General features: G+C 41.7%; 18 protein-coding genes and 1 pseudogene. All 19 read right to left on the minus strand.

The window, feature by feature from the left end; all coding sequences use genetic code 11:
- Nucleotides 1–112 precede the first annotated feature (112 nt).
- Nucleotides 113–1,213, minus strand: coding sequence for a Rap family tetratricopeptide repeat protein (locus MHB67_RS11100; RefSeq protein ID WP_024422933.1), 1,101 nt, complete (start codon nucleotides 1,211–1,213; stop codon nucleotides 113–115).
- A gap of 456 nt (nucleotides 1,214–1,669) precedes the next feature.
- Nucleotides 1,670–2,473: pseudogene (gene spo0A / locus MHB67_RS11105) on the minus strand (sporulation transcription factor Spo0A).
- A 284-nt stretch (nucleotides 2,474–2,757) separates the two neighbouring features.
- Entirely contained in the window at nucleotides 2,758–4,035 is a 1,278-nt protein-coding gene (spoIVB, locus tag MHB67_RS11110) for a SpoIVB peptidase (protein WP_025092993.1), read from the minus strand.
- A 200-nt stretch (nucleotides 4,036–4,235) separates the two neighbouring features.
- Nucleotides 4,236–5,969 carry a DNA repair protein RecN gene (gene recN / locus MHB67_RS11115; RefSeq protein WP_342492517.1) on the minus strand — a complete coding sequence of 578 codons (1,734 nt, stop codon included), beginning with the start codon at nucleotides 5,967–5,969 and terminating at the stop codon, nucleotides 4,236–4,238.
- A 33-nt stretch (nucleotides 5,970–6,002) separates the two neighbouring features.
- Complete coding sequence (argR, locus tag MHB67_RS11120; RefSeq protein ID WP_024422938.1) at nucleotides 6,003–6,452, minus strand: transcriptional regulator ArgR; 450 nt, start codon at nucleotides 6,450–6,452, stop codon at nucleotides 6,003–6,005.
- 163 nt (nucleotides 6,453–6,615) lie between these two features.
- Nucleotides 6,616–7,470, minus strand: coding sequence for a TlyA family RNA methyltransferase (locus tag MHB67_RS11125; protein ID WP_025092991.1), 855 nt, complete (start codon nucleotides 7,468–7,470; stop codon nucleotides 6,616–6,618).
- The gene (gene dxs, locus MHB67_RS11130) at nucleotides 7,467–9,368 is read right to left on the minus strand and encodes a 1-deoxy-D-xylulose-5-phosphate synthase (protein ID WP_342492518.1); all 1,902 of its coding nucleotides are present in this window, start codon (nucleotides 9,366–9,368) and stop codon (nucleotides 7,467–7,469) included. Before dxs ends, MHB67_RS11125 begins: the two co-directional genes overlap by 4 nt.
- A gap of 150 nt (nucleotides 9,369–9,518) precedes the next feature.
- Nucleotides 9,519–10,409, minus strand: a complete 891-nt coding sequence (locus MHB67_RS11135) for a polyprenyl synthetase family protein (protein ID WP_342492519.1) — start codon at nucleotides 10,407–10,409, stop codon at nucleotides 9,519–9,521.
- Complete coding sequence (locus MHB67_RS11140; RefSeq protein WP_003215880.1) at nucleotides 10,399–10,659, minus strand: exodeoxyribonuclease VII small subunit; 261 nt, start codon at nucleotides 10,657–10,659, stop codon at nucleotides 10,399–10,401. The genes MHB67_RS11135 and MHB67_RS11140 overlap by 11 nt, the downstream gene beginning before the upstream one ends.
- Nucleotides 10,656–12,002, minus strand: coding sequence for an exodeoxyribonuclease VII large subunit (gene xseA, locus MHB67_RS11145; RefSeq protein WP_342492520.1), 1,347 nt, complete (start codon nucleotides 12,000–12,002; stop codon nucleotides 10,656–10,658). Before xseA ends, MHB67_RS11140 begins: the two co-directional genes overlap by 4 nt.
- 70 nt (nucleotides 12,003–12,072) lie before the next feature.
- Entirely contained in the window at nucleotides 12,073–12,924 is an 852-nt protein-coding gene (gene folD, locus MHB67_RS11150) for a bifunctional methylenetetrahydrofolate dehydrogenase/methenyltetrahydrofolate cyclohydrolase FolD (protein ID WP_024422943.1), read from the minus strand.
- A gap of 11 nt (nucleotides 12,925–12,935) precedes the next feature.
- A complete protein-coding gene (nusB, locus tag MHB67_RS11155) occupies nucleotides 12,936–13,331 on the minus strand; it encodes a transcription antitermination factor NusB (protein WP_012010530.1) in 396 nt (131 codons plus the stop codon).
- A gap of 210 nt (nucleotides 13,332–13,541) precedes the next feature.
- Nucleotides 13,542–13,949, minus strand: a complete 408-nt coding sequence (locus tag MHB67_RS11160) for an Asp23/Gls24 family envelope stress response protein (RefSeq protein ID WP_024422944.1) — start codon at nucleotides 13,947–13,949, stop codon at nucleotides 13,542–13,544.
- 25 nt (nucleotides 13,950–13,974) lie between these two features.
- Nucleotides 13,975–15,324 (minus strand): acetyl-CoA carboxylase biotin carboxylase subunit, encoded by a 1,350-nt coding sequence (accC, locus tag MHB67_RS11165; protein WP_024422945.1) that lies wholly within the window; start codon nucleotides 15,322–15,324, stop codon nucleotides 13,975–13,977.
- A gap of 11 nt (nucleotides 15,325–15,335) precedes the next feature.
- Entirely contained in the window at nucleotides 15,336–15,818 is a 483-nt protein-coding gene (gene accB, locus MHB67_RS11170) for an acetyl-CoA carboxylase biotin carboxyl carrier protein (protein ID WP_061109343.1), read from the minus strand.
- A gap of 195 nt (nucleotides 15,819–16,013) precedes the next feature.
- Complete coding sequence (locus tag MHB67_RS11175) at nucleotides 16,014–16,646, minus strand: SpoIIIAH-like family protein (RefSeq protein WP_024428006.1); 633 nt, start codon at nucleotides 16,644–16,646, stop codon at nucleotides 16,014–16,016.
- Nucleotides 16,646–17,317 (minus strand): stage III sporulation protein AG, encoded by a 672-nt coding sequence (gene spoIIIAG / locus MHB67_RS11180; RefSeq protein WP_024428005.1) that lies wholly within the window; start codon nucleotides 17,315–17,317, stop codon nucleotides 16,646–16,648. The genes MHB67_RS11175 and spoIIIAG overlap by 1 nt, the downstream gene beginning before the upstream one ends.
- Complete coding sequence (gene spoIIIAF, locus MHB67_RS11185) at nucleotides 17,310–17,942, minus strand: stage III sporulation protein AF (protein ID WP_342492521.1); 633 nt, start codon at nucleotides 17,940–17,942, stop codon at nucleotides 17,310–17,312. Before spoIIIAF ends, spoIIIAG begins: the two co-directional genes overlap by 8 nt.
- Nucleotides 17,943–17,956: 14 nt before the next feature.
- Nucleotides 17,957–19,150 (minus strand): stage III sporulation protein AE, encoded by a 1,194-nt coding sequence (gene spoIIIAE / locus MHB67_RS11190; RefSeq protein WP_024422950.1) that lies wholly within the window; start codon nucleotides 19,148–19,150, stop codon nucleotides 17,957–17,959.
- Between the last annotated feature and the right edge of the window lies 1 nt (nucleotide 19,151).

Here is a 19,151-nt window from a genome sequence, read left to right on the forward strand (position 1 = left end):
TTCGATCACGTAATCGCTCTGATGGCTTGCTCTGTCGTCTCTGCGTCAAGAGCAAAAAGGGAAGAAACAACTGCGACTGCTGTAACAACGGTTACACCTAACAACAACTTTTTCATAAGATAACCTCCACTTTCTTTTGAAGTATTTGTGCATCGAATTTCTTTTCAAGAAAACGAATGGCATTTTGATAATCATTTCGTTCCTTGAAGTATTTCGATATTTGTTCAGACAAATCCTCAAGCTCCACATATAATCTATTTTTTTCTATGTAGTCTAATTTTTCTGAGAATACGTCTGCTGCCCCACTATTCTCGCACATCAAATCCAAAATTTCAAATTTTACTATATATTCATTATTTTGGATATCGCAACTATACAAAATACCCTCTTTAATATATTCCCTCGCCTCTTGATCTCCTAAATGAACCAAGGCATTGGCCAGAACATATAAAGATTGGATGTAATAATGGCTATTGTCACGATGAATTTGAATGCCCATTCCTTTTTTGGCATAATGTGCGCTTTTTTCATAATCATGCTTTGCATAATAAAGAACCGCTAAATTGTGATAGCATTTCCCAATCAGCACTTCATTGTTAATGCGCTTACTTTTCTCAAGTGCTTCTTTATACTTTTTCTCTGCTTCATCGAATTGGAACAAATCAATGCAATTACTTGCATGTAAAATTAAGCTGTCAATCGCCTGCGCTGTGTACTCTTCATGCGCTTTGAATGTATCGATGGCTTTTTTAATATGATTAATGGATATGAAATTTTGTTTCAGTTCGTAATAGATCGAAGCAACCTTATGGTGAAAAGTTCCTACTTCCAGGTCTTCATTCACACGTTTTAGCCGCTGTTCTGCAATTTTGTAAAAGCTAATGGCTTCATCATACTTTTTCACATATGCAGCATATTGGCCTTTGTAAAAGTAAAAATAAAAATTAATAATGTCATCTGCCTTCTCATCGAGCGTTCCGACACTTTTCATAATTTGATTGGCTTTTTCGATATTTCCAAGTAACATTTCATGTCTGCCGTCAACAAGCTGATAATAAAGGAGAACTTCACGGTCTTCATCTGTATTTTTTAGCAAATTCTGAATTTTCTCTTTATAGACAGCAGATTTTTCTAAGTCATTCTGAGAAATGACCCTCGTCCACTTGCTAATTTCGTTCGCTACCTCAGCAGAGTGGATTTTCAGCTTTCCCATAACCTCACCCTCTTCTTTTCATTATTATAGCATAGTAAAAGAATGTGAAAATTATTAAATTCGACAATGGGAATATTCAGTTCAAATGGCACAATCTCTAAGAAGCCAGTGACTTTAAAACGCCAACCAATCAGGTCAATAGAAATAGAACTTTCGATCTCGTTTGCTTTAATTACCAAATCCATAAGACCTTTTCCTCTCATCCTTTTTCTTACGAATGAGCGTTTTCTTCTTCTATTTTGAAGACTTCATGATCGATTGGCGCAGCTGATTACCACTACTTTATGTCTTTTTTATTTTTTTCATGCTTTATTTTTCATTTTATTCTGAAAATAAAGCAGCCCGTTTGTCCAATTTAAACATTAAGATGATTTTATCAACCTAACCAATTTTTGACAACATGTTTCAAAATAAAAAAACGTCTCAATGAAGAAACGTTTTTTCATGAAAAAGATACTAGCTTGCTCTATGCTCTAATCGCAAACGATCAGCTACCATGGCAATAAATTCTGAATTGGTTGGTTTCGCTTTTGACATGCTGACAGTATAACCAAAGAGTGAGGAAATGGAATCAATGTTTCCTCTGCTCCAAGCGACTTCAATGGCATGACGAATCGCTCGTTCTACCCTGCTGGCAGTCGTGTTAAATTTCTTTGCAATGTCTGGGTACAACACTTTAGTGATGCTTCCGAGAAGCTCAATGTCATTGTACACCATAGAAATTGCTTCTCTTAAGTATAAATAGCCTTTAATATGGGCGGGCACGCCAATTTCATGAATAATGGTCGTAATGCTCGCATCTAAGTTTTTACGTTTCGGTTCAGGTTTGTTACGAAGAACACTGTTTTAGATTGATGAAGAGCGATGGGTAACTTGTGTGCCGTTTCCACTGACTTGACGAATATGACCTACTAGGTTTTCCATATCAAATGGCTTTAAAATGAAATAGGATGCGCCCAAATCAACTGCTTTTTTCGTGACATCTTCTTGTCCAAATGCCGTTAGCATAATCACACTTGGCTGTTTTGTCATTTCATTGTTTTCACGGAGGCGTTCTAGTACAGCAAGACCGTCTAAATGAGGCATAATAATGTCTAAGAGGAGAACGTCGGGCTCTTTATCTTTAAATAATGTCAGGCATTCCTGACCATTATACGCCACACCAAGTACTTCCATATCTTCCTGTCCCTCAATATACTCTGTCAAAAGGCCAACAAGCTCTCGATTGTCATCAGCTACACACACTTTAATTTTCTCCACGTTCTTTCCTCCCCAATGTCGATTCCTTTAGTCTTTTGCATTTCTCTTCTGAGTGTTCAATTCGACAAAACCATGCTATCCCCTTTAAAAAACTTTAATTTTCCGAATAATAGAGCATTATCTAGCTTTTTCTACGTTTTTCTTAACGAATCGACGATTATTGCAATTTGACAACATGCTTTTTTCCATTTTGTCGAAAAATCTCTTTTTCCTTATTTTATAACATGATGGAAGAGAAAGAAAGGGTAGAAAAAAACTGCCGGAAGATTCGCGGCAGTTTATGATCAGCTTGCTTTTTTGTTTTTTTGATAAAGGTCGATTCCTGCTTCTGACAGCATCCATTCAATGTGTACGCCGTACCCGCTTGTCGGATCATTGACAAATACGTGTGTGACAGCTCCAATGACTTTGCCATTTTGGATGATGGGGCTTCCGCTCATTCCTTGGACGATTCCGCCCGTTTTGCTTAGGAGCCGCTCATCTGTTACCTTCAATACCATTCCTTTGGTTGCTGGGAATTTCTGCGGTGTTGTGCTGACGATTTTAATATCAAACTTCTCCACTTTATCATGATCCACAACGGTTAAAATTTCTGCTGGGCCCTCTTTTACTTCATTTGATAAAGCGACTGGAAGTGGTTTATCTGCTACATGATTTTCAAGCTTTTCGGTTAACGTACCAAAGATACCAAAAGGGCTGTTGCGGGAGATATCTCCTATTGTTTTTCTTTCGGAAGAGAATCTCGCCAATTTTTCTCCAGGATTGCCTCCTGTGCCTTTTTCAATCGATGTCACGGTTGATCTAACAATTTCACCATTGTCGACAACAATTGGTTTTTTTGTATCCATGTCAGAAATCACATGCCCAAGGGCACCATATTTTTTAGATGAAGGTTCAAAAAAGGTCATCGTGCCGATTCCTGCTGCAGAATCACGAATGTAAAGACCAATTCGATAGATGCCTTCACTTGCATCTTTTGCGGGTGTTAATGTTGTTTGAAAAGTTTTATGATCTCTCTTTATGAGCAAACGAAGCGTTTCACCCGTTTTCCCTGCTTTCTGAATAAATGGGGTGAGGTCATTCATTTTCTCCATTTTTTGACCATTGATTTCAATGATCATATCCCCTGATTGAATGCCTGCGGCTTCACCTGGTGATTTTTTGCCGTCTGCTGTTGTGATTTGATGAAAACCTACAACGAGAACTCCTACAGAGTGGAGCTTGACGCCAATGGATTGACCTCCAGGAATGACTTTTAATTCAGGGAGAACGTCAACTTTTGTTTTCTTAATAGGAAATCCTTTAAAATCATAAACAATTTCGGCTTTTCCCGCCTTTTGTCCTGTAATATCCAGCTGATTCTTTTTCTCTGAAAGGCTAAAGGCTGGTGAAGAAGCATTGGCTGACGCTTCAATCGATGTGTCAATTGAGTGCTTCTGTTTTTCAAATACAGCAACATTTGTTGGAATGCTGATGTATTCCTTCACTATGCTCATAAACCCTGTACTTATTAAAGAAACAAGGAGAATCACACCAATGGCTTTTCTCATCTTTTCGGGCATTCATTTTTCACTCTCCTCGCTCCTTACCCACACCAGAACACTCATGTTTTGGCTACATCTTTACTTTTGCCTTCTTCGAGAGGATTTATAACCGGCAGCTTTAGAAAATGATTGGATAAATTGATAAAAGAAAAAGACGATTTTATGGGTATATACGCCGGCTTTTACACAACATATAAAAAAGGCAGCCGATGATTCAGCTACCCTGTTGTTTTGACATCATTTGCTTGGTGCAATAGTTCTTTTGCATGCTGTTTTGTCAGCTCAGTCACTTCCACACCGGCAATCATCCGGCCAATTTCACTCACTTTTTCTTCATGACTTAATGGTTTGACACTCGTCAGTGTTCTGCCCGCTTTCGAGCGTTTCGAAATGAAGAGATGTGTGTCAGCCATTGCGGCTACTTGAGGCAGGTGTGTAATACAGAGCACTTGTGATCCAGACGCAACTTTGTAAATTTTCTCAGCAATAGCTTGTGCCACTCTGCCGCTGACGCCTGTATCAACTTCATCGAAAATAATGGATGTGACGTCTTGTTTAGCTGAGAAAATACTCTTCACAGCGAGCATGACACGTGAAATTTCTCCACCTGAGGCTACTTTCGATAAAGATTTCATCGGTTCGCCTGTATTTGTAGAAATGACAAATTGTGCTTGGTCGATTCCATTTTTCCCGAGCTGGACAGGTTTTCCGTCTATTAGCGGACAATCGGTGCTGCCAAATGGCGCATATCGAACAGAAAAAGCTGTGTCAAATGATGACTTCTCCATATACAAATCCTTGAGCTCTGTTTGAATTTGCTTCGCTAGCTTTTTGGCCCATTTTTTACGCAGCTCCGAAACGTTAAGTGCTTCGAGCAGGGCATCACGGCTCATCGCATCTAATTTATTTTTGAGCGTCTGCAGATGGCTGTCTCGATTTTGGATTTGATCTATTTCTTCTTCAATCTTCGCCGCATACTCCAAAATTTCCTCAACGGTTGTGCCGTATTTTCGTTTTAGCTGCTTCATTTCATTCAGCCTGGATTCAATAAAATCAAGACGAGCCGGATCGAATTCTAATTGATCCAGCATGCTTCGCATTTGGAAGGTTGAATCCTCTAATAAGTAGTAGGAGTTCGACACTTGTTCAGATAACTTTTTCAAATCATCGTTGATCTCAGACACCTGATCAAGCTCGCTTGAGGACATACCGACCCAATCTAGTCCTCCTTGCTCATTACGCAAGGCGTTATACGCGTTTTGGAGTGAGGAATAGATTTTTTCGTAGTTGCTGATTTGATGTCGCTCTTCCTGAAGCCTCTCATCTTCTCCCGGCTCTAATTGTGCCGCCTCAATCTCCTCTAGCTGAAATTGCAGTAAATCTAAGCGGTGCACCATTTCCTGCTCATTCTCGGACAGCTGCTTTAGCTTTTGAGCCGTCTTCATATATTGATCATATGCTTCTTGATACTGCAAGAGAGCCGGTGCAATGTCTTCTACTCCAAATTGATCGAGCAAATGCAGATGATTTTCATCTTCCATGAGCAGCTGGTTATCGTGCTGTCCATGTATATCAAGCAAAAGCCGTCCTACCTCCCGTAAAAGTGAGATGGTGACAAGCTTTCCATTAATCCGGCAAATGCTTTTCCCGCTGTTATTAATATCACGGCGGAGGATCATCATTTCATCTGATGCGTCAATTCCCTGCTCTTCGCATAGAGCAAATACAGGGTGATCGGCTGGTACAAGAAAAAGCCCTTCCAGCTCTGCCTTTTTTTCACCGTAGCGGACAAATTCAGATGATCCTCTTCCTCCCACTAGAAGTGAGACAGCGTCAATCATGATGGATTTTCCGGCACCTGTTTCCCCCGTTAGAACCGTGAGTCCTTTTTCAAATGAAACCGTTAACTCTTCAATGATTGCAAAGTTTTTAATGGTTAGTTCTGCTAACACTCATTTGACACCTCTTTTAGTAAACCTGATTCTTTATAGAAGCTCTAAAATTTTGCTCGAAACTGTCTCTGTATCATCTGGGGTGCGGCAAATGATTAAAATGGTATCATCCCCGCAAATTGTTCCCATAATTTCTTCCCAATCTAAATTATCCATTAAAGCACCAATCGCCTGAGCATTACCCGGCATTGTTTTCAGAACAATTAAATGACTGGCAGCATCCATTTTAATAAATGCATCCATTAGAGATCGCTTCAGCTTTGACAGAGGATTAAACCGCTGATCTGCCGGAAGACTGTATTTATATGTTCCATTGTTCGTCGGAACTTTCACTAAATGTAATTCTTTAATATCCCTAGAAACGGTCGCTTGTGTGATGTTATATCCATCGGCTTTCAAAATATCGACCAATTCATCTTGTGTTTCGATCTCTTGGCTTGCAATGATTTCTCTTATTTTAATATGCCTTTGACCTTTATTCATATTTGACCCCCCTAGGCGTTTTATTCTCAGTTTGTCTTTACGTTCTATGTTATATGATGCACACTTCAAAAAACAAGCATTACGTGAGATACGGCCAATTCTTGTCTTTTGACCATGTAAAAAGGAATAATAGCGAGCTATTATTCCTTTTGTATCAATCATCTCATGTGTCAGCCGGCTCAGGGCTGTTTTTCTTTTCTTTCAATACGGAATGGGCTTCCTTCACGACCTTCTCAAGTTCTGAAGCAGGAAGTGCCGCATTTTCTTCTTGATCAGGATGAAGCACTAAATGAAGCAGAAATTCAATATTTCCATCTCCACCAGTGATAGGCGAAAATGAGACATCCTTTACATCATAGCCTTCTTTTGCAGCAAATTGATTCATCTCTTCTAGTACACCAAGGTGGACAGACGGCTCACGCACGATGCCTTTTTTCCCAACAAGCTCTCTGCCTGCCTCAAATTGAGGCTTGACGAGCGCAATACAGTCACCACCCGGAACAAGAATATGCTTTAAAGCCGGCAGAATGAGTTTGAGTGAGATAAAAGATACATCAATCGATGCCACTTCTGGCAATCCTTCAGTAAAATCAGCTGGAACGGAATGGCGGAAATTGGTGCGCTCCATGACGATGACCCTGTCATCCTGCCTTAATTTCCACGCAAGCTGATTGTAGCCAACGTCTACAGCATATGATTTGACTGCTCCATTTTGAAGAGCACAATCTGTAAATCCGCCTGTCGATGAGCCAATATCAATCAGCAATTTCCCTTCAACTGTCAGATCAAATTCTTTAAGCGCTTTTTCAAGCTTTAACCCGCCTCGGCTTACGTATTTGAGAGGGTTCCCCTTCACTGTAAGCGGCGTATCACGAGCAATTTTCTCGCCCGGTTTATCCAAACGGGTTTCATTTGAGTAAACGATCCCTGCCATGATGGCACGCTTTGCTTTCTCTCTTGTTTCCATTAGTCCTTGTTCGACTAATAAAACGTCAAGTCGTTCTTTCTTTGATGTCATGATCCAATTCCTTTTCTTGGTGCTGCTGGAAGCAGGTCGCGTAAAGTCTCAGCAACCTGTGCTTTCGTCAGTCCAATTTCTTCAAGCAGGGCATCAACACTTCCATGCTCAATAAATTGATCTGGGATACCCATACGTTCTACTTTGATATGTGATGCTTTCTTGTCGTGTAGATATTCTAATACACTGCTGCCAAACCCGCCTTGAAGCACAGCTTCTTCAATCGTTAAAATCGGAATCCCTTCAGAAAGAATGTCATGTAGCATCGCTTCATCAAGCGGCTTAATAAACCGAGCGTTGACGACACGAATTGATTTCCCTTCTTTTTGAAGCTCCTCAGCTGCTTGCAGCGCCATTTTAATCGTCGTACCGAATGTTAAGATGACGGCATCCTTCCCTGGACGAAGAACCTCCCAGGACCCAATCGGAATGGTTTTCAGCTGTTCATCCATTTTCACGCCCAGCCCATTTCCACGCGGGAAACGCATGGCAATAGGACCGTTATCATACTGAATGGCTGTATTGACCATGTGCTGGCCTTCATTTTCATCCTTCGGCATCATGAGCACCATATTCGGCATATGACGCATGAAGGCAATATCAAACACACCTTGATGCGTTTCTCCATCTGCACCGACAAGACCCGCACGGTCAATTCCGATAAATACATTGAGGTTCTGGCGGCAAATATCATGCAGCACTTGATCATAAGCTCTTTGCAGGAATGTTGAATAGATCGCTAAAAATGGCTTCATATCCTGCGTCGCAAGTCCAGCTGCCATAGTGGCTGCATGCTGCTCAGCAATTCCTACATCAAACATTCGCTCTGGAAATTCCTTTGCAAAGCCTTCAAGTTTTGAGCCTACAGGCATCGCAGGCGTGATGGCCACAATTCGCTCATCTTTCCGCGCAAGCTTTCTGACTGTTTCACTGACAAGACCACTCCATGACGGTGCAGCAGCTGCTGGTTTTACAAAATCACCTGTATCAATTTTGTATGGACCTGTGCCGTGCCAAGTCCCGATTTTATCGGATTCTGCCGGCTGATAGCCTTTTCCTTTTTTCGTGATGACATGCAGCAGGACAGGACCTTTTGTTTTCTTTGCATATTCAAGGTTTTCAAAAAGATCTTCATAAGAATGTCCATCAACAGGACCTAAGTAAGTGAATCCCATTTCCTCAAAGAACATGCCAGACACTAGTAAATACTTGAGGCTGTCTTTAATACGCTCTGCTGTGGCAGCAAGCTTTCCGCCTACAGCTGGGATCCGCTTAAATAAATATTCGAGCTCGTCTTTTACCCATTGGTACTTGCCTGCTGTGCGCAGTCTGCCAAGCATGGTGTGAATTGCACCGACGTTTGGTGCAATACTCATTTCATTATCGTTTAAGATGACGATCATGTCTTTCTTTTCATCACCGATATGATTCAGAGCTTCAAGCGCCATACCTCCGGTTAATGCACCGTCTCCGATAATCGGCAGGATATATTCATCTGTCCCTTTAATATCCCGCGCGGCCGCCATACCCATCGCGCCAGATAATGACGTTGAGCTGTGGCCTGTTTCCCAAACATCATGCTCACTTTCATTTCGTTTAGGAAAACCGCAAAGTCCTTTAAATTGACGAAGTGTATCAAACTCCGCCCCTCTTCCAGTTAACAGCTTGTGAACATAAGACTGATGTCCAACATCCCAAAGGAATTTGTCTTTCGGGCTGTCAAATACTTTATGAAGGGCAACTGTGAGTTCAACGACACCCAGGTTCGGACCGATATGCCCGCCAGAGTTAGCCAAGGACTCAATTAAAAACATGCGAATGTCAGCACTAAGCTCCTCTAATTCTGCATTTGACATTCCTTTTAGAAACGTTGGATTTTTTATTGATAAAAGATCCAATCAGGATCAACTCGCTTTCAACAAAATTTCTATCTACATATATAATGCCTTATTCCTATGAAAACCAAGCAGGAATAAGAGTTGTCTTATCATAATAAACTGTTTACAGTTTACCACAATTGCTCGAAGACCCTCAAATCTAGGCTGTTTTTAATGATCTCTTGAGGCGATCAGATCACATAACTCATGCAGCAATTGCTGCTCTAATTCAAGATTTGAGACAATTTCTTTTGCACGTGTGATGTGCTCGTGCAGCTTTTCTTTTGCTCCTGAAAGCGTTAATAAAGAAGGATATGTCGACTTTTCATTCGCTGTATCAGAGCCGACCCGTTTTCCTATTTTTTCTTCGCTTCCTTCGAGATCTAAAATGTCATCACGAATTTGAAAAGCAATGCCAATATGATAGCTGAATTCTCTTAGTTTTTCGATATCGTCATCTGATGCTCCTGCCAGCATTGCACCTGCTGTGACGCTGAATGTGAGAAGCTTTCCTGTTTTCCGGGCATGAATGGATTCTAGTTCAGCAAGCGGGACTTGTTTTTGCTCTGCTTCCATGTCATCAAATTGACCGCCAACCATTCCTAGTGCACCTGCTGACCGCACAAGCTCATCTACGATTCTAAGCTTTTGATCAGGAGAGACGCTGCTAGATAGCTGCGATGTAATCAGGCGAAAGCTTTCCGTTAAAAGTGCATCACCAGCGAGAACCGCTGTTGCTTCCCCGTATGCTTTATGGTTAGTCGGCTTTCCTCTGCGAAGGTCATCATCGTCCATACAAGGAAGGTCGTCATGTATCAATGAATACGTATGAATCATTTCTACAGCACAGCCAACCGGTATGCCATCTTCTTCGTTTTTTCCGTAAGCATGTAATAAAGCAAGAACGAGAACAGGGCGAAGTCTTTTCCCTCCAGCTTCAAGAGAGTAAAGCATCGAAGATTTTAGTTCTTCTGGAATCTTCAATTCCTGAACATATGTAAATAAATACTCTTCAATGGCCTGTTTTCGTGTTGTTAAAAAATCCTGCAAATTACTTGTCACCAGCATCTGCCTCCTTCACCGAGAAAGGAGCCAGTTCACCGTCCTCTTTTAAAATGAAATCCATCTGCTTTTCAACGTGCTGTAATTTTTCATGACAAAGCTTTGAAAGTGTCATGCCTTCTTGGAAATAATGAATGGCTTGCTCAAGTGGTACATCTCCTTCTTCGAGCTTCCCAACGATCTCCTCAAGACCTTTCATCGCTTCTTCAAATGTCATTTGTTCTTCTTTTTGTTTATTTGATTCTGTCATGATGATTGCCCCTCCTTCTCAATAACCTCACAAATCAGACGTCCATCCTTCATGGTGATAGCCAATTGATCCTTCGTATCAACTTGGTTCACACTTTTAATCAGTTCATTGTCTTTATAGGCTAAACTGTAGCCTCTTTCCATCACTTGAAGTGGATTTAATGCATTTAGTTTACCAAGAACAGATTGGAACTGCGAATGAATTGTTTTCATTTGCACATTCATGCTGCGGATGAGCTGTTCTGTTTCATTGGCATGGCGTTTTTTCGCCTGAAGCAGCTGCTCTTTTGGATGAAGCGGCTTCAGCCTGTATGTCTGGCGGTCTAGTTGACTGCGTTTTTGTTCAATTTGTCTCGTCAGCTGTTTTTGAAAACGGTCAAATACCAAATCGAATTGCTGCTCTTTTTGCTCCTGCAATCGTTTTGGAAAACGGAAGGCATAAGAGGATTGCAGCGCCATAAGACGGTCTTTCGCTTGTGATGTTCGATTCTTCACGGCCCTTGTAAGCCGAATGTCGATGGATTTGATTCGTTCTATTAAATCGGCTGTGCTTGGAACAGCGAGCTCGGCTGCTCCTGTTGGTGTGGGTGCTCTCATGTCTGCAGTGAAATCACTGATCGTAAAGTCCGTTTCATGCCCCACTGCAGAAATGATTGGAATGTCTGATGCGAAGATTGCTCTTGCGACAGCTTCTTCATTAAAGGCCCAAAGCTCTTCGATCGAACCGCCTCCTCTTCCGACAATTAAGACATCACAGATCTGTTTTTCATTTGCTTCTTTGATCCGCTCTACGATTGAACGGATGGCATTTTCACCTTGGACAAGCGCCGGAAGCACAATGATTTTCGCCTGCTGATAACGCCGGTTAATCGTTGTGATGACATCTCGAACAGCCGCTCCTGTTGGAGATGTAATGACACCAACAACCTCTGGATATTCAGGAATTGGTTTTTTATAGCGCGCATCAAATAAGCCTTCACTTGCCAGCTTTTTCTTCAGCTCTTCATAAGCGAGATGAAGAGCACCAACACCATCAGGCTGCATTTCTTTTGCATATAATTGATAGTTACCGCTTGGTTCATATACTTGAATCCCGCCGCGTACAAACACTTTCATTCCGCTTTTTGGTGAAAAAGGCAGCTTTGCTGCGGAACGCTGGAACATGACAGCTTGCATGCGTGCGTTTTCGTCTTTTAAGGTGAAGTACACATGACCTCTTGAATGAATCTTCACATTGGATAACTCACCTTTGATCCAAATATCTTCTAAATGCGGATCAACATCAAATTTTCTTTTTATGTATTTTGTAAGGGCTGTGACCGTCACAAAGGCTTTTTCACTCATGACGTATTCCTCCTCTTCAAAAACGCACATTCATCCACCGGCAGCATGCAGGTGGATGAATGGATAAAGCTTATGCTAATGTACGTTTTGCTGATTTAACCGTATTGTGTGCAAGCATCGTAATCGTCATTGGACCGACTCCGCCAGGGACTGGTGTGATGTAAGAAGCTTTTTCTTTCGCTTCTTCAAAATCAACATCCCCAACAAGCTTCCCAGTATCCAAACGATTGACTCCTACATCGATGACAATTGCGCCTTCTTTGATTTGGTCAGCTTTTATAAAGTTTGCTCGACCGACGGCAACAACTAAAATGTCCGCTTTTAACGTATGTTCTGAAATATTCGCCGTTCTTGAATGGCAGTAAGTAACCGTTGCGTTTTCGTTTAACAGCAATTGTCCCACTGGTTTGCCGACAATATTGCTGCGCCCTACAACAACCACTTCTTTTCCAGAAAGACTGACACCCGTTTTATTCAGTAATTCAACAATGCCTGCTGGTGTACAAGGTAGGAATGTATCTTCTCCAAGCAGCATTTTCCCGATATTTAATGGATGGAAACCATCTACATCTTTCTCAGGTGAAATACGTTCAATGACGGCTTTTTCAGAAATATGTTTTGGCAGTGGAAGTTGAACAAGAATCCCGTGGAATTGATCGTTCGCATTGTACTGATCAATCAGCTGAAGCAATTCTTCTTCTGTTAAAGAAGCATCTAAATGATCAAGCTGAAAGTGCATGCCCATTGCTTCTGCTGCTTTTTTCTTCCCGCGTACGTAAGAAAGTGAAGCCGGATCATCACCGATTAGAATAACGGCAAGACCAGGTGTGACTCCTTTTTGTTTTAGCTCTTCTACTTCTTTTGCTAATTGTTCACGTTTTTCTTTTGCTGTTTCTTTCCCATCGATGATTGTTGCTGTCATGTCGAATCCTCCTATTGCTGCTTTAGGTCGTTTTTAATGTTCGAAAGTACACCATTTACAAATTTCGGTGCTTTATCATCGCCGAATAATTTGGCGAGTTCAATCGCTTCATTCATTGAGACACTAACTGGGATGTCTTCTTGATACACCATCTCGTACACAGACAGCCTTAAAATGGCTCTGTCTACGTTTGCAATACGATCGAGTTTCCAATTCACTAGATGCTGTGAGATCATGTCATCAAGCTTGTCCTTTTGTTCAAGCACACCGAAAACCAGTTCCTCGAAAAAAGGATCTGATTCTTGTTCATCCAGCGCATGTGTAATGGCCTCTTTCGGATCAATATTGCTCACATCAATTTGAAATAATGTTTGTAGCGCCTTTTCTCTTGCAGTTCTTCTTTTCATTATTTACTCCTTTAACCACTTTATCCGCTTGTCGTTAAGCCATACAGAGATCATAACATATTTTGACCGTGGTCGCACCAAGATCCATGCGAGCTGTGACGAAAAACGAATCAATCCACGCGTCACGTTATCAATATTCGGAAATTACTCAAAAATGGGCTTTAAAAAACCAAAGAGGCAATGCCTCCTTGGTTTCACTTGAACCCTTTTTTACATTTCTTGATCTACTTCAGCCTCAGGTGCTTTTGTTTCAAATTGAATGCCAACGACATGAATGTTAATTTCATTAATCGTTAAGGCAGTCATGTTCAAAAGGGTTTGACGGATATTTTCTTGTACAGCAGTGGATACCTTTGGAATGGATAGGCCAAATTCAACCACACAATACACATCGATTGTGATGCCTTCATCAGAGACATCTACTTTTACACCTTTACGGTGATTTTTCTTACCAAAGCGTTCTGCTACATCAGCAGCGAAATTGCCGCGCATTTCGGCAATGCCTTCGACTTCTGAAGCGGCGATCCCAGCAATGACTTCAATCACTTCTGGTGCAATTTGCACTTTTCCCAATTGATCTTCATCAAGGTTCATTTCAAGCAAATTGTTTTCTGACACGATCATTCACCTCCGAAAGCTGTGATTATTTCATGATTTGGTATGTTTCTAAAAACTTCGTATTAAAGTTACCGCTCACAAATGTTTCATGCTCGAGCAATCTAAGGTGGAATGGAATCGTTGTGTAGACTCCTTCAATGACGAATTCTTGAAGCGCACGTTTCATTTTCGCAATCGCTTCTTCTCTTGTCTTACCATATGTGATCACTTTTGCAATCATGCTGTCATAATATGGCGGAATCACATAGCCCGGATAAGCGGCAGAATCAACACGTACACCTAAACCGCCTGGCGGAAGATACATTTTAATTTCACCAGCTGAAGGCATGAAGTTTTTCTCTGGGTTCTCTGCATTGATGCGGCATTCGATCGCCCAGCCTTCATATACGACATCCTCTTGTGTAAGAGAAAGCTTCTCACCTGATGCAACCTTGATCTGTTCTTTGATCAGGTCTACACCTGTGACCATTTCTGTCACAGGATGCTCTACTTGAATACGAGTATTCATTTCCATGAAGTAGAACTTCTCTTCATTATAATCATAAATGAATTCGACTGTTCCAGCACCTGTGTATTCAACAGCTTCTGCTGCTTTTACAGCTGCTTCACCCATTTGCTCACGGATGTCTGCATTTAGTGCTGGTGATGGCGTTTCTTCAAGAAGCTTTTGCATTCTTCTTTGGATCGAGCAATCACGCTCTCCTAAATGAATCGTATTGCCATGCTGATCTGCAAGCACTTGAATTTCCACATGTCTAAAGTCTTCAATGAACTTTTCTAAATAGACACCAGGGTTCCCAAAGTTTTGCGCTGCTTCCTGCTGCGTGATGGTGACTCCGTTAATAAGCTCTTCTTCTGTACGAGCCACACGGATCCCTTTACCGCCTCCGCCTGCAGTTGCTTTAATAATCACAGGATACCCAATACTAGCTGCTGTTGAAACAGCATCATCAAGATCTTTTACAATTCCTTGAGAACCAGGAACGATCGGGACGCCTGCATTCTTCATAGTTTCTCGCGCGACATCTTTCGTTCCCATTTTGGAAATCGCTGACGCAGTTGGTCCAACAAAGATCACATTACATTCCTCGCAAAGCTCTGCAAAGTCTGCATTTTCTGCTAAAAAGCCGTATCCTGGATGGATGGCATCTGTCCCTGTTAATTTTGCTACGCTGACAATATTCGTGACATTTAAATAACTATCTTTAGAAGCAGTCGGTCCGATGCAATATGCTTCATCAGCCATTTGTACATGCAGCGCATCGCGATCCGCTTCAGAAAATACCGCAACAGTTTCAATTCCAAGCTCTTTACAAGCGCGGATAATTCTAACTGCGATTTCTCCTCTGTTTGCAATTAATAGCTTTTTAATCATGATCGTACTCCTTACTCTGCTTTCACTAGAAAGAGGGGTTGTCCGAATTCTACAAGCTGACCGTTTTCAGCTAATACTTCGACGATTTCACCTTTTACTTCTGCTTCGATTTCATTAAACAGTTTCATCGCTTCCACGATACATACAACTGAATTTTCCTTCACCTTAGAGCCTGTTGTCACGTATGGATCTGCTTCTGGTGAAGAGGAAGCATAAAATGTGCCAACCATTGGGGATGTGATTTTATGCAGATTTTCAGACGCAGCTGCCTCTTGTGCAGGGGCTTCGGTCTGAGCTGGAGCTTGTGCTGTAGGAGCTTGTTGAGCTGGAGCTGCTTGGACTGGAGCCACTGGTGCTTGTGCCGCAACTTGCTGAACGACTTCTTTATTTTTCTTCAGTTTGATTTTTGCACCTTCGTTTTCGTACGTAAACTCATCGATAGTAGAGTCGTCAATTAATTTAATCAGTTCATGAATTTCTTCGATTTTTAACATGGATTTGCACCCCTATGTATGGATTTATCTTTTTATTATAGGCTAGTACTAAAAGTACATACTATAACCATCTTACAGGAGGATTTCGATGAATTCAACTACTATTGTGGTGAAGCGCCTCGCGTAAGCACCTTGGAGAGGGCGTCAAGCCGCATCAAAAAACGCCCTTTTCCGCAAAGGGCGCCAGTTCATTTTTTATTGATTAGTGGGCTCAAAAGTGACAGCTACGTTATCAAGACCTCGCATTTCTTTTGTGACCATATCAATAATATCGGCCGCTTGAGATTTTGATTTTTTATCAGAACGAACCGTGATGCTCACTTTATCCCCTTCAGCACTTACGAGCGCATCTTTATAGCCTTTTGTTTTGATCAAGGTCTCAAGCTGACGCTCAGTTCCTTCTGCTTCACTGAGCGCTGTCATTTGATCGTATGCTTCACTTTTTTCTTGTGCTGTTGCATCGTCACTGGAGACAATTTCGTTGTATTCTTCGCGCTGCTTGCTTCGTTTATCTTCAAGCTCTAGTCTGTATGTTGTAAAAAGCTCATCGTCTGTTTGCTCTGACACAGCCTTTCCTTCTTCACCGCTTGTTTCGATATCCTCTTGCTTGCCGTTTGTTTCTTTGTCAGTGGATTTCTTATCAGCGCCTTTTTCCATGCCTTTGTCCGTCCCTTTTTCTGTTTCAACTTTTTTCTCTTCAGTGCCTTTTGATTTCGTATCTTCTACTGTCACTGCATTTTCACCCTGTGGAGACATGATATAGTACACACTTAATACGACAACTAAACTTAGCATCGTTAATAGCCAAACCGTTTGTTTTTTTAACATCATTCCGAATCCTCCTTGATTTTTTTAGGGGCAACAGCCACTCTATGGCTCGGTACATCAAGCACTCGTGTAACCGCTTCAATGATGGTTTTCTTTATTTGAACGTTGTCTACTCCTTGAGCAACAACGAGGACACCTCGGATTTCTGGTTTTTTCGTTTGAACAACGACTGGTGTTTCTTCATTGCCATTTTTGATGATGACGACTTCTTCTTCTTTTGTTTGATCGGTGACACTTCGTACGCCGCCTTCTTTATCTGTTTCCTCGGTCGTTGTACTTTTATTGGATTTGTTTTTTTCAAACACTTTTAAAGACGTTGCATCTACATTGACCACAATGGATACATCCTCAACGCCGATGATGGTCTCTAAAATTTCTTTCAGCTGATTTTCGTATTCTTGCTCCACATCCTCAATTGAATTTTTTGGTTTACCTGAGGATGCCGGTTTGAATACCTCCTGCTCTTCTGAGGATGTTTTTTTAGAAGCAGGAACAGCAGCTTGTTGTTTGCTTGATGGCGGTGACAAGATCTGACTGACTAACATGAAAGATACGCCGATAATGAATACAAGCAGCAAGTAATGGTGCTTCGTTAATTTGGGTTTCCCTTCACCTTTTTCAGGCGGCTGGAAGAATGATTTCAGCTTTTGTTTCCAGTCCTTGTTATTCATGATCTGCTGCGTCACCTCCCTCAATGTTCAGCGCGATGTGCTCAGGACTCGTATTCCAAACATCAGCAAGTGTCTCTTTCACCCTCGTGACCTCTTTGCTAGAAGATCCAGCGCTTTCCTCCTTTTGCTTGGAGAGATCAATGTCCACCTTTGCCACCGTTTCTACAGCATCACCTGTGAGCGGGGAAAGAACTGCTTTGATGCGAAATTGATCCGCCTCCATATTCTGATCCAGATGCTCCTCATCAGCCAGCACTTCTACGTGTTTCATTACATAGCTCTCCTTCTCCAGTGGCTCCTTTGCGCTTTTTTCTAGTTGGACAGCCATTTGCTTTAAAATATATGCACGCTGAGAGGCTTGTATTTCTTTTTTTTCTAAATTCATCTGATTTTTTATTTCTTCTGACTGCGCTTCTTCCTTCCCTTTCATCAATTCTGAAAAAATTTGATCAGGATCTGCTCGAAATAAAGCAAAAATCGGATTGAGCATGACCACGATGAGCAGCAGGCTGACGACCATTTTTGCATACTTTTGCATGCTCGAATTGGGAAGCAGAAGATCAATAACAATCGCAAATAAGATAAAAAGAATAATACTTGTGATCCATTCCGTGAGAAAACTCAAAAGGTGTCCCCTCCTTACTTCATCATCATGGTCAGGTTACCCGCAGTGATGATGACGGTAATGCTTAAAAAGAACATGAGCGACACAACAGCAAGTGCGGCAAATATATACAGCACACTTTTTGAAATGACATCAAGACAGCTGATGATGGGTCCGCCCCCTAACGGCTGAAGGATGGCAGCAGCAAGCTTATAGATAAGCGCTAACGAAAGCACTTTAATCGCCGGGAAAGCGGCAATTGAAATCAAAATGGCGACCCCAACTAGTCCGACTGTATTTTTGAGTAAAACAGAGGCGCTGATCACGGTATCGGTCGCATCTGTAAACATTCTGCCTAGGACAGGGATGAAGTTTCCGGTAATGAATTTGGCTGTACGAAGGGCAATTCCATCAGTAACCGCCGCAGATGCACCCTGAACGGAAATGACGCCGAGAAAAACGGTTAAAAAAACGGCAAGCCCACCAATTGCCACATTTCTTAACAGCTGGGCCAGCTGGGTGACCTTGTATTGTTCGGTCAGCGTACTGATAATGCTCAATATTGCAGATAAAAAGATGAGCGGGAGAACGACATACTGAATGAAAACACCGCTCGTGTTCATTAAAAATATAATAACGGGATGAAAGAATCCGGCTGAGACAAGCCCGCCTGATGAAGCAATAAGCGCTAGTAAAAGAGGAATAAGAGCAAGAATAAAACTGGTCATCGTTTGAATGGCTTCTGTGGCATAAGAAATCGCCACATGAAAGCTGTTAAGTGCAATAATAATCAGCACCATATAAACAAGAGCATATGCGACTTTGCTGACGGTGCTTTGTTCAAAGGCATTTTGTAAAAGCTGCAAAAGCGAACAAAAGATGGTGAGTAAAATCAGAGTACCTAGGAGCTTTCCGTTTGCAATGACCTCGTGAAACAGATAATGTACAAAGGCTTTCAGCCATGTTTGGGGAGACAGCTCTTTATCGCCGTCAATCATTTCCTTCACTGTGCCCTTTTGGCTTTCTGGCAAAAAGCCGCCATACTCGTCCAAAATGGTTTCCCAAAAGTCACTGATGGAATGAAGCTCAAGTGCATCAGCCTGTCCATTCGCCACTTCCTGTGCTGCTGGCTGTTCATTAGATAAAGGTTCTTTTTCTTCTGCCCCTGCATGCGGAGCAATCAGCCAAAAGAAAAGCATCAATCCCATTACAGCGGTCACCCGTTTCATT

The organism is Bacillus sp. FSL H8-0516, from assembly GCF_038635285.1.
Taxonomy (GTDB): Bacteria; Bacillota; Bacilli; order Bacillales; family Bacillaceae; genus Bacillus; species Bacillus safensis.

Excerpts from the sequence above, each read along its gene's own strand:
- MHB67_RS11100 (WP_024422933.1), bottom strand. The coding sequence starts at position 1,213 with ATGGGAAAGCTGAAAATCCACTCTGCTGAGGTAGCGAACGAAATTAGC.
- spoIVB (WP_025092993.1), bottom strand. The coding sequence starts at position 4,035 with ATGCCCGAAAAGATGAGAAAAGCCATTGGTGTGATTCTCCTTGTTTCT.
- argR (WP_024422938.1), bottom strand. The coding sequence starts at position 6,452 with ATGAATAAAGGTCAAAGGCATATTAAAATAAGAGAAATCATTGCAAGC.
- MHB67_RS11125 (WP_025092991.1), bottom strand. The coding sequence starts at position 7,470 with ATGACATCAAAGAAAGAACGACTTGACGTTTTATTAGTCGAACAAGGA.
- MHB67_RS11140 (WP_003215880.1), bottom strand. The coding sequence starts at position 10,659 with ATGACAGAATCAAATAAACAAAAAGAAGAACAAATGACATTTGAAGAA.
- xseA (WP_342492520.1), bottom strand. The coding sequence starts at position 12,002 with ATGAGTGAAAAAGCCTTTGTGACGGTCACAGCCCTTACAAAATACATA.
- folD (WP_024422943.1), bottom strand. The coding sequence starts at position 12,924 with ATGACAGCAACAATCATCGATGGGAAAGAAACAGCAAAAGAAAAACGT.
- nusB (WP_012010530.1), bottom strand. The coding sequence starts at position 13,331 with ATGAAAAGAAGAACTGCAAGAGAAAAGGCGCTACAAACATTATTTCAA.
- accC (WP_024422945.1), bottom strand. The coding sequence starts at position 15,324 with ATGATTAAAAAGCTATTAATTGCAAACAGAGGAGAAATCGCAGTTAGA.
- accB (WP_061109343.1), bottom strand. The coding sequence starts at position 15,818 with ATGTTAAAAATCGAAGAAATTCATGAACTGATTAAATTAATTGACGAC.
- MHB67_RS11175 (WP_024428006.1), bottom strand. The coding sequence starts at position 16,646 with ATGTTAAAAAAACAAACGGTTTGGCTATTAACGATGCTAAGTTTAGTT.
- spoIIIAG (WP_024428005.1), bottom strand. The coding sequence starts at position 17,317 with ATGAATAACAAGGACTGGAAACAAAAGCTGAAATCATTCTTCCAGCCG.
- spoIIIAE (WP_024422950.1), bottom strand. The coding sequence starts at position 19,150 with ATGAAACGGGTGACCGCTGTAATGGGATTGATGCTTTTCTTTTGGCTG.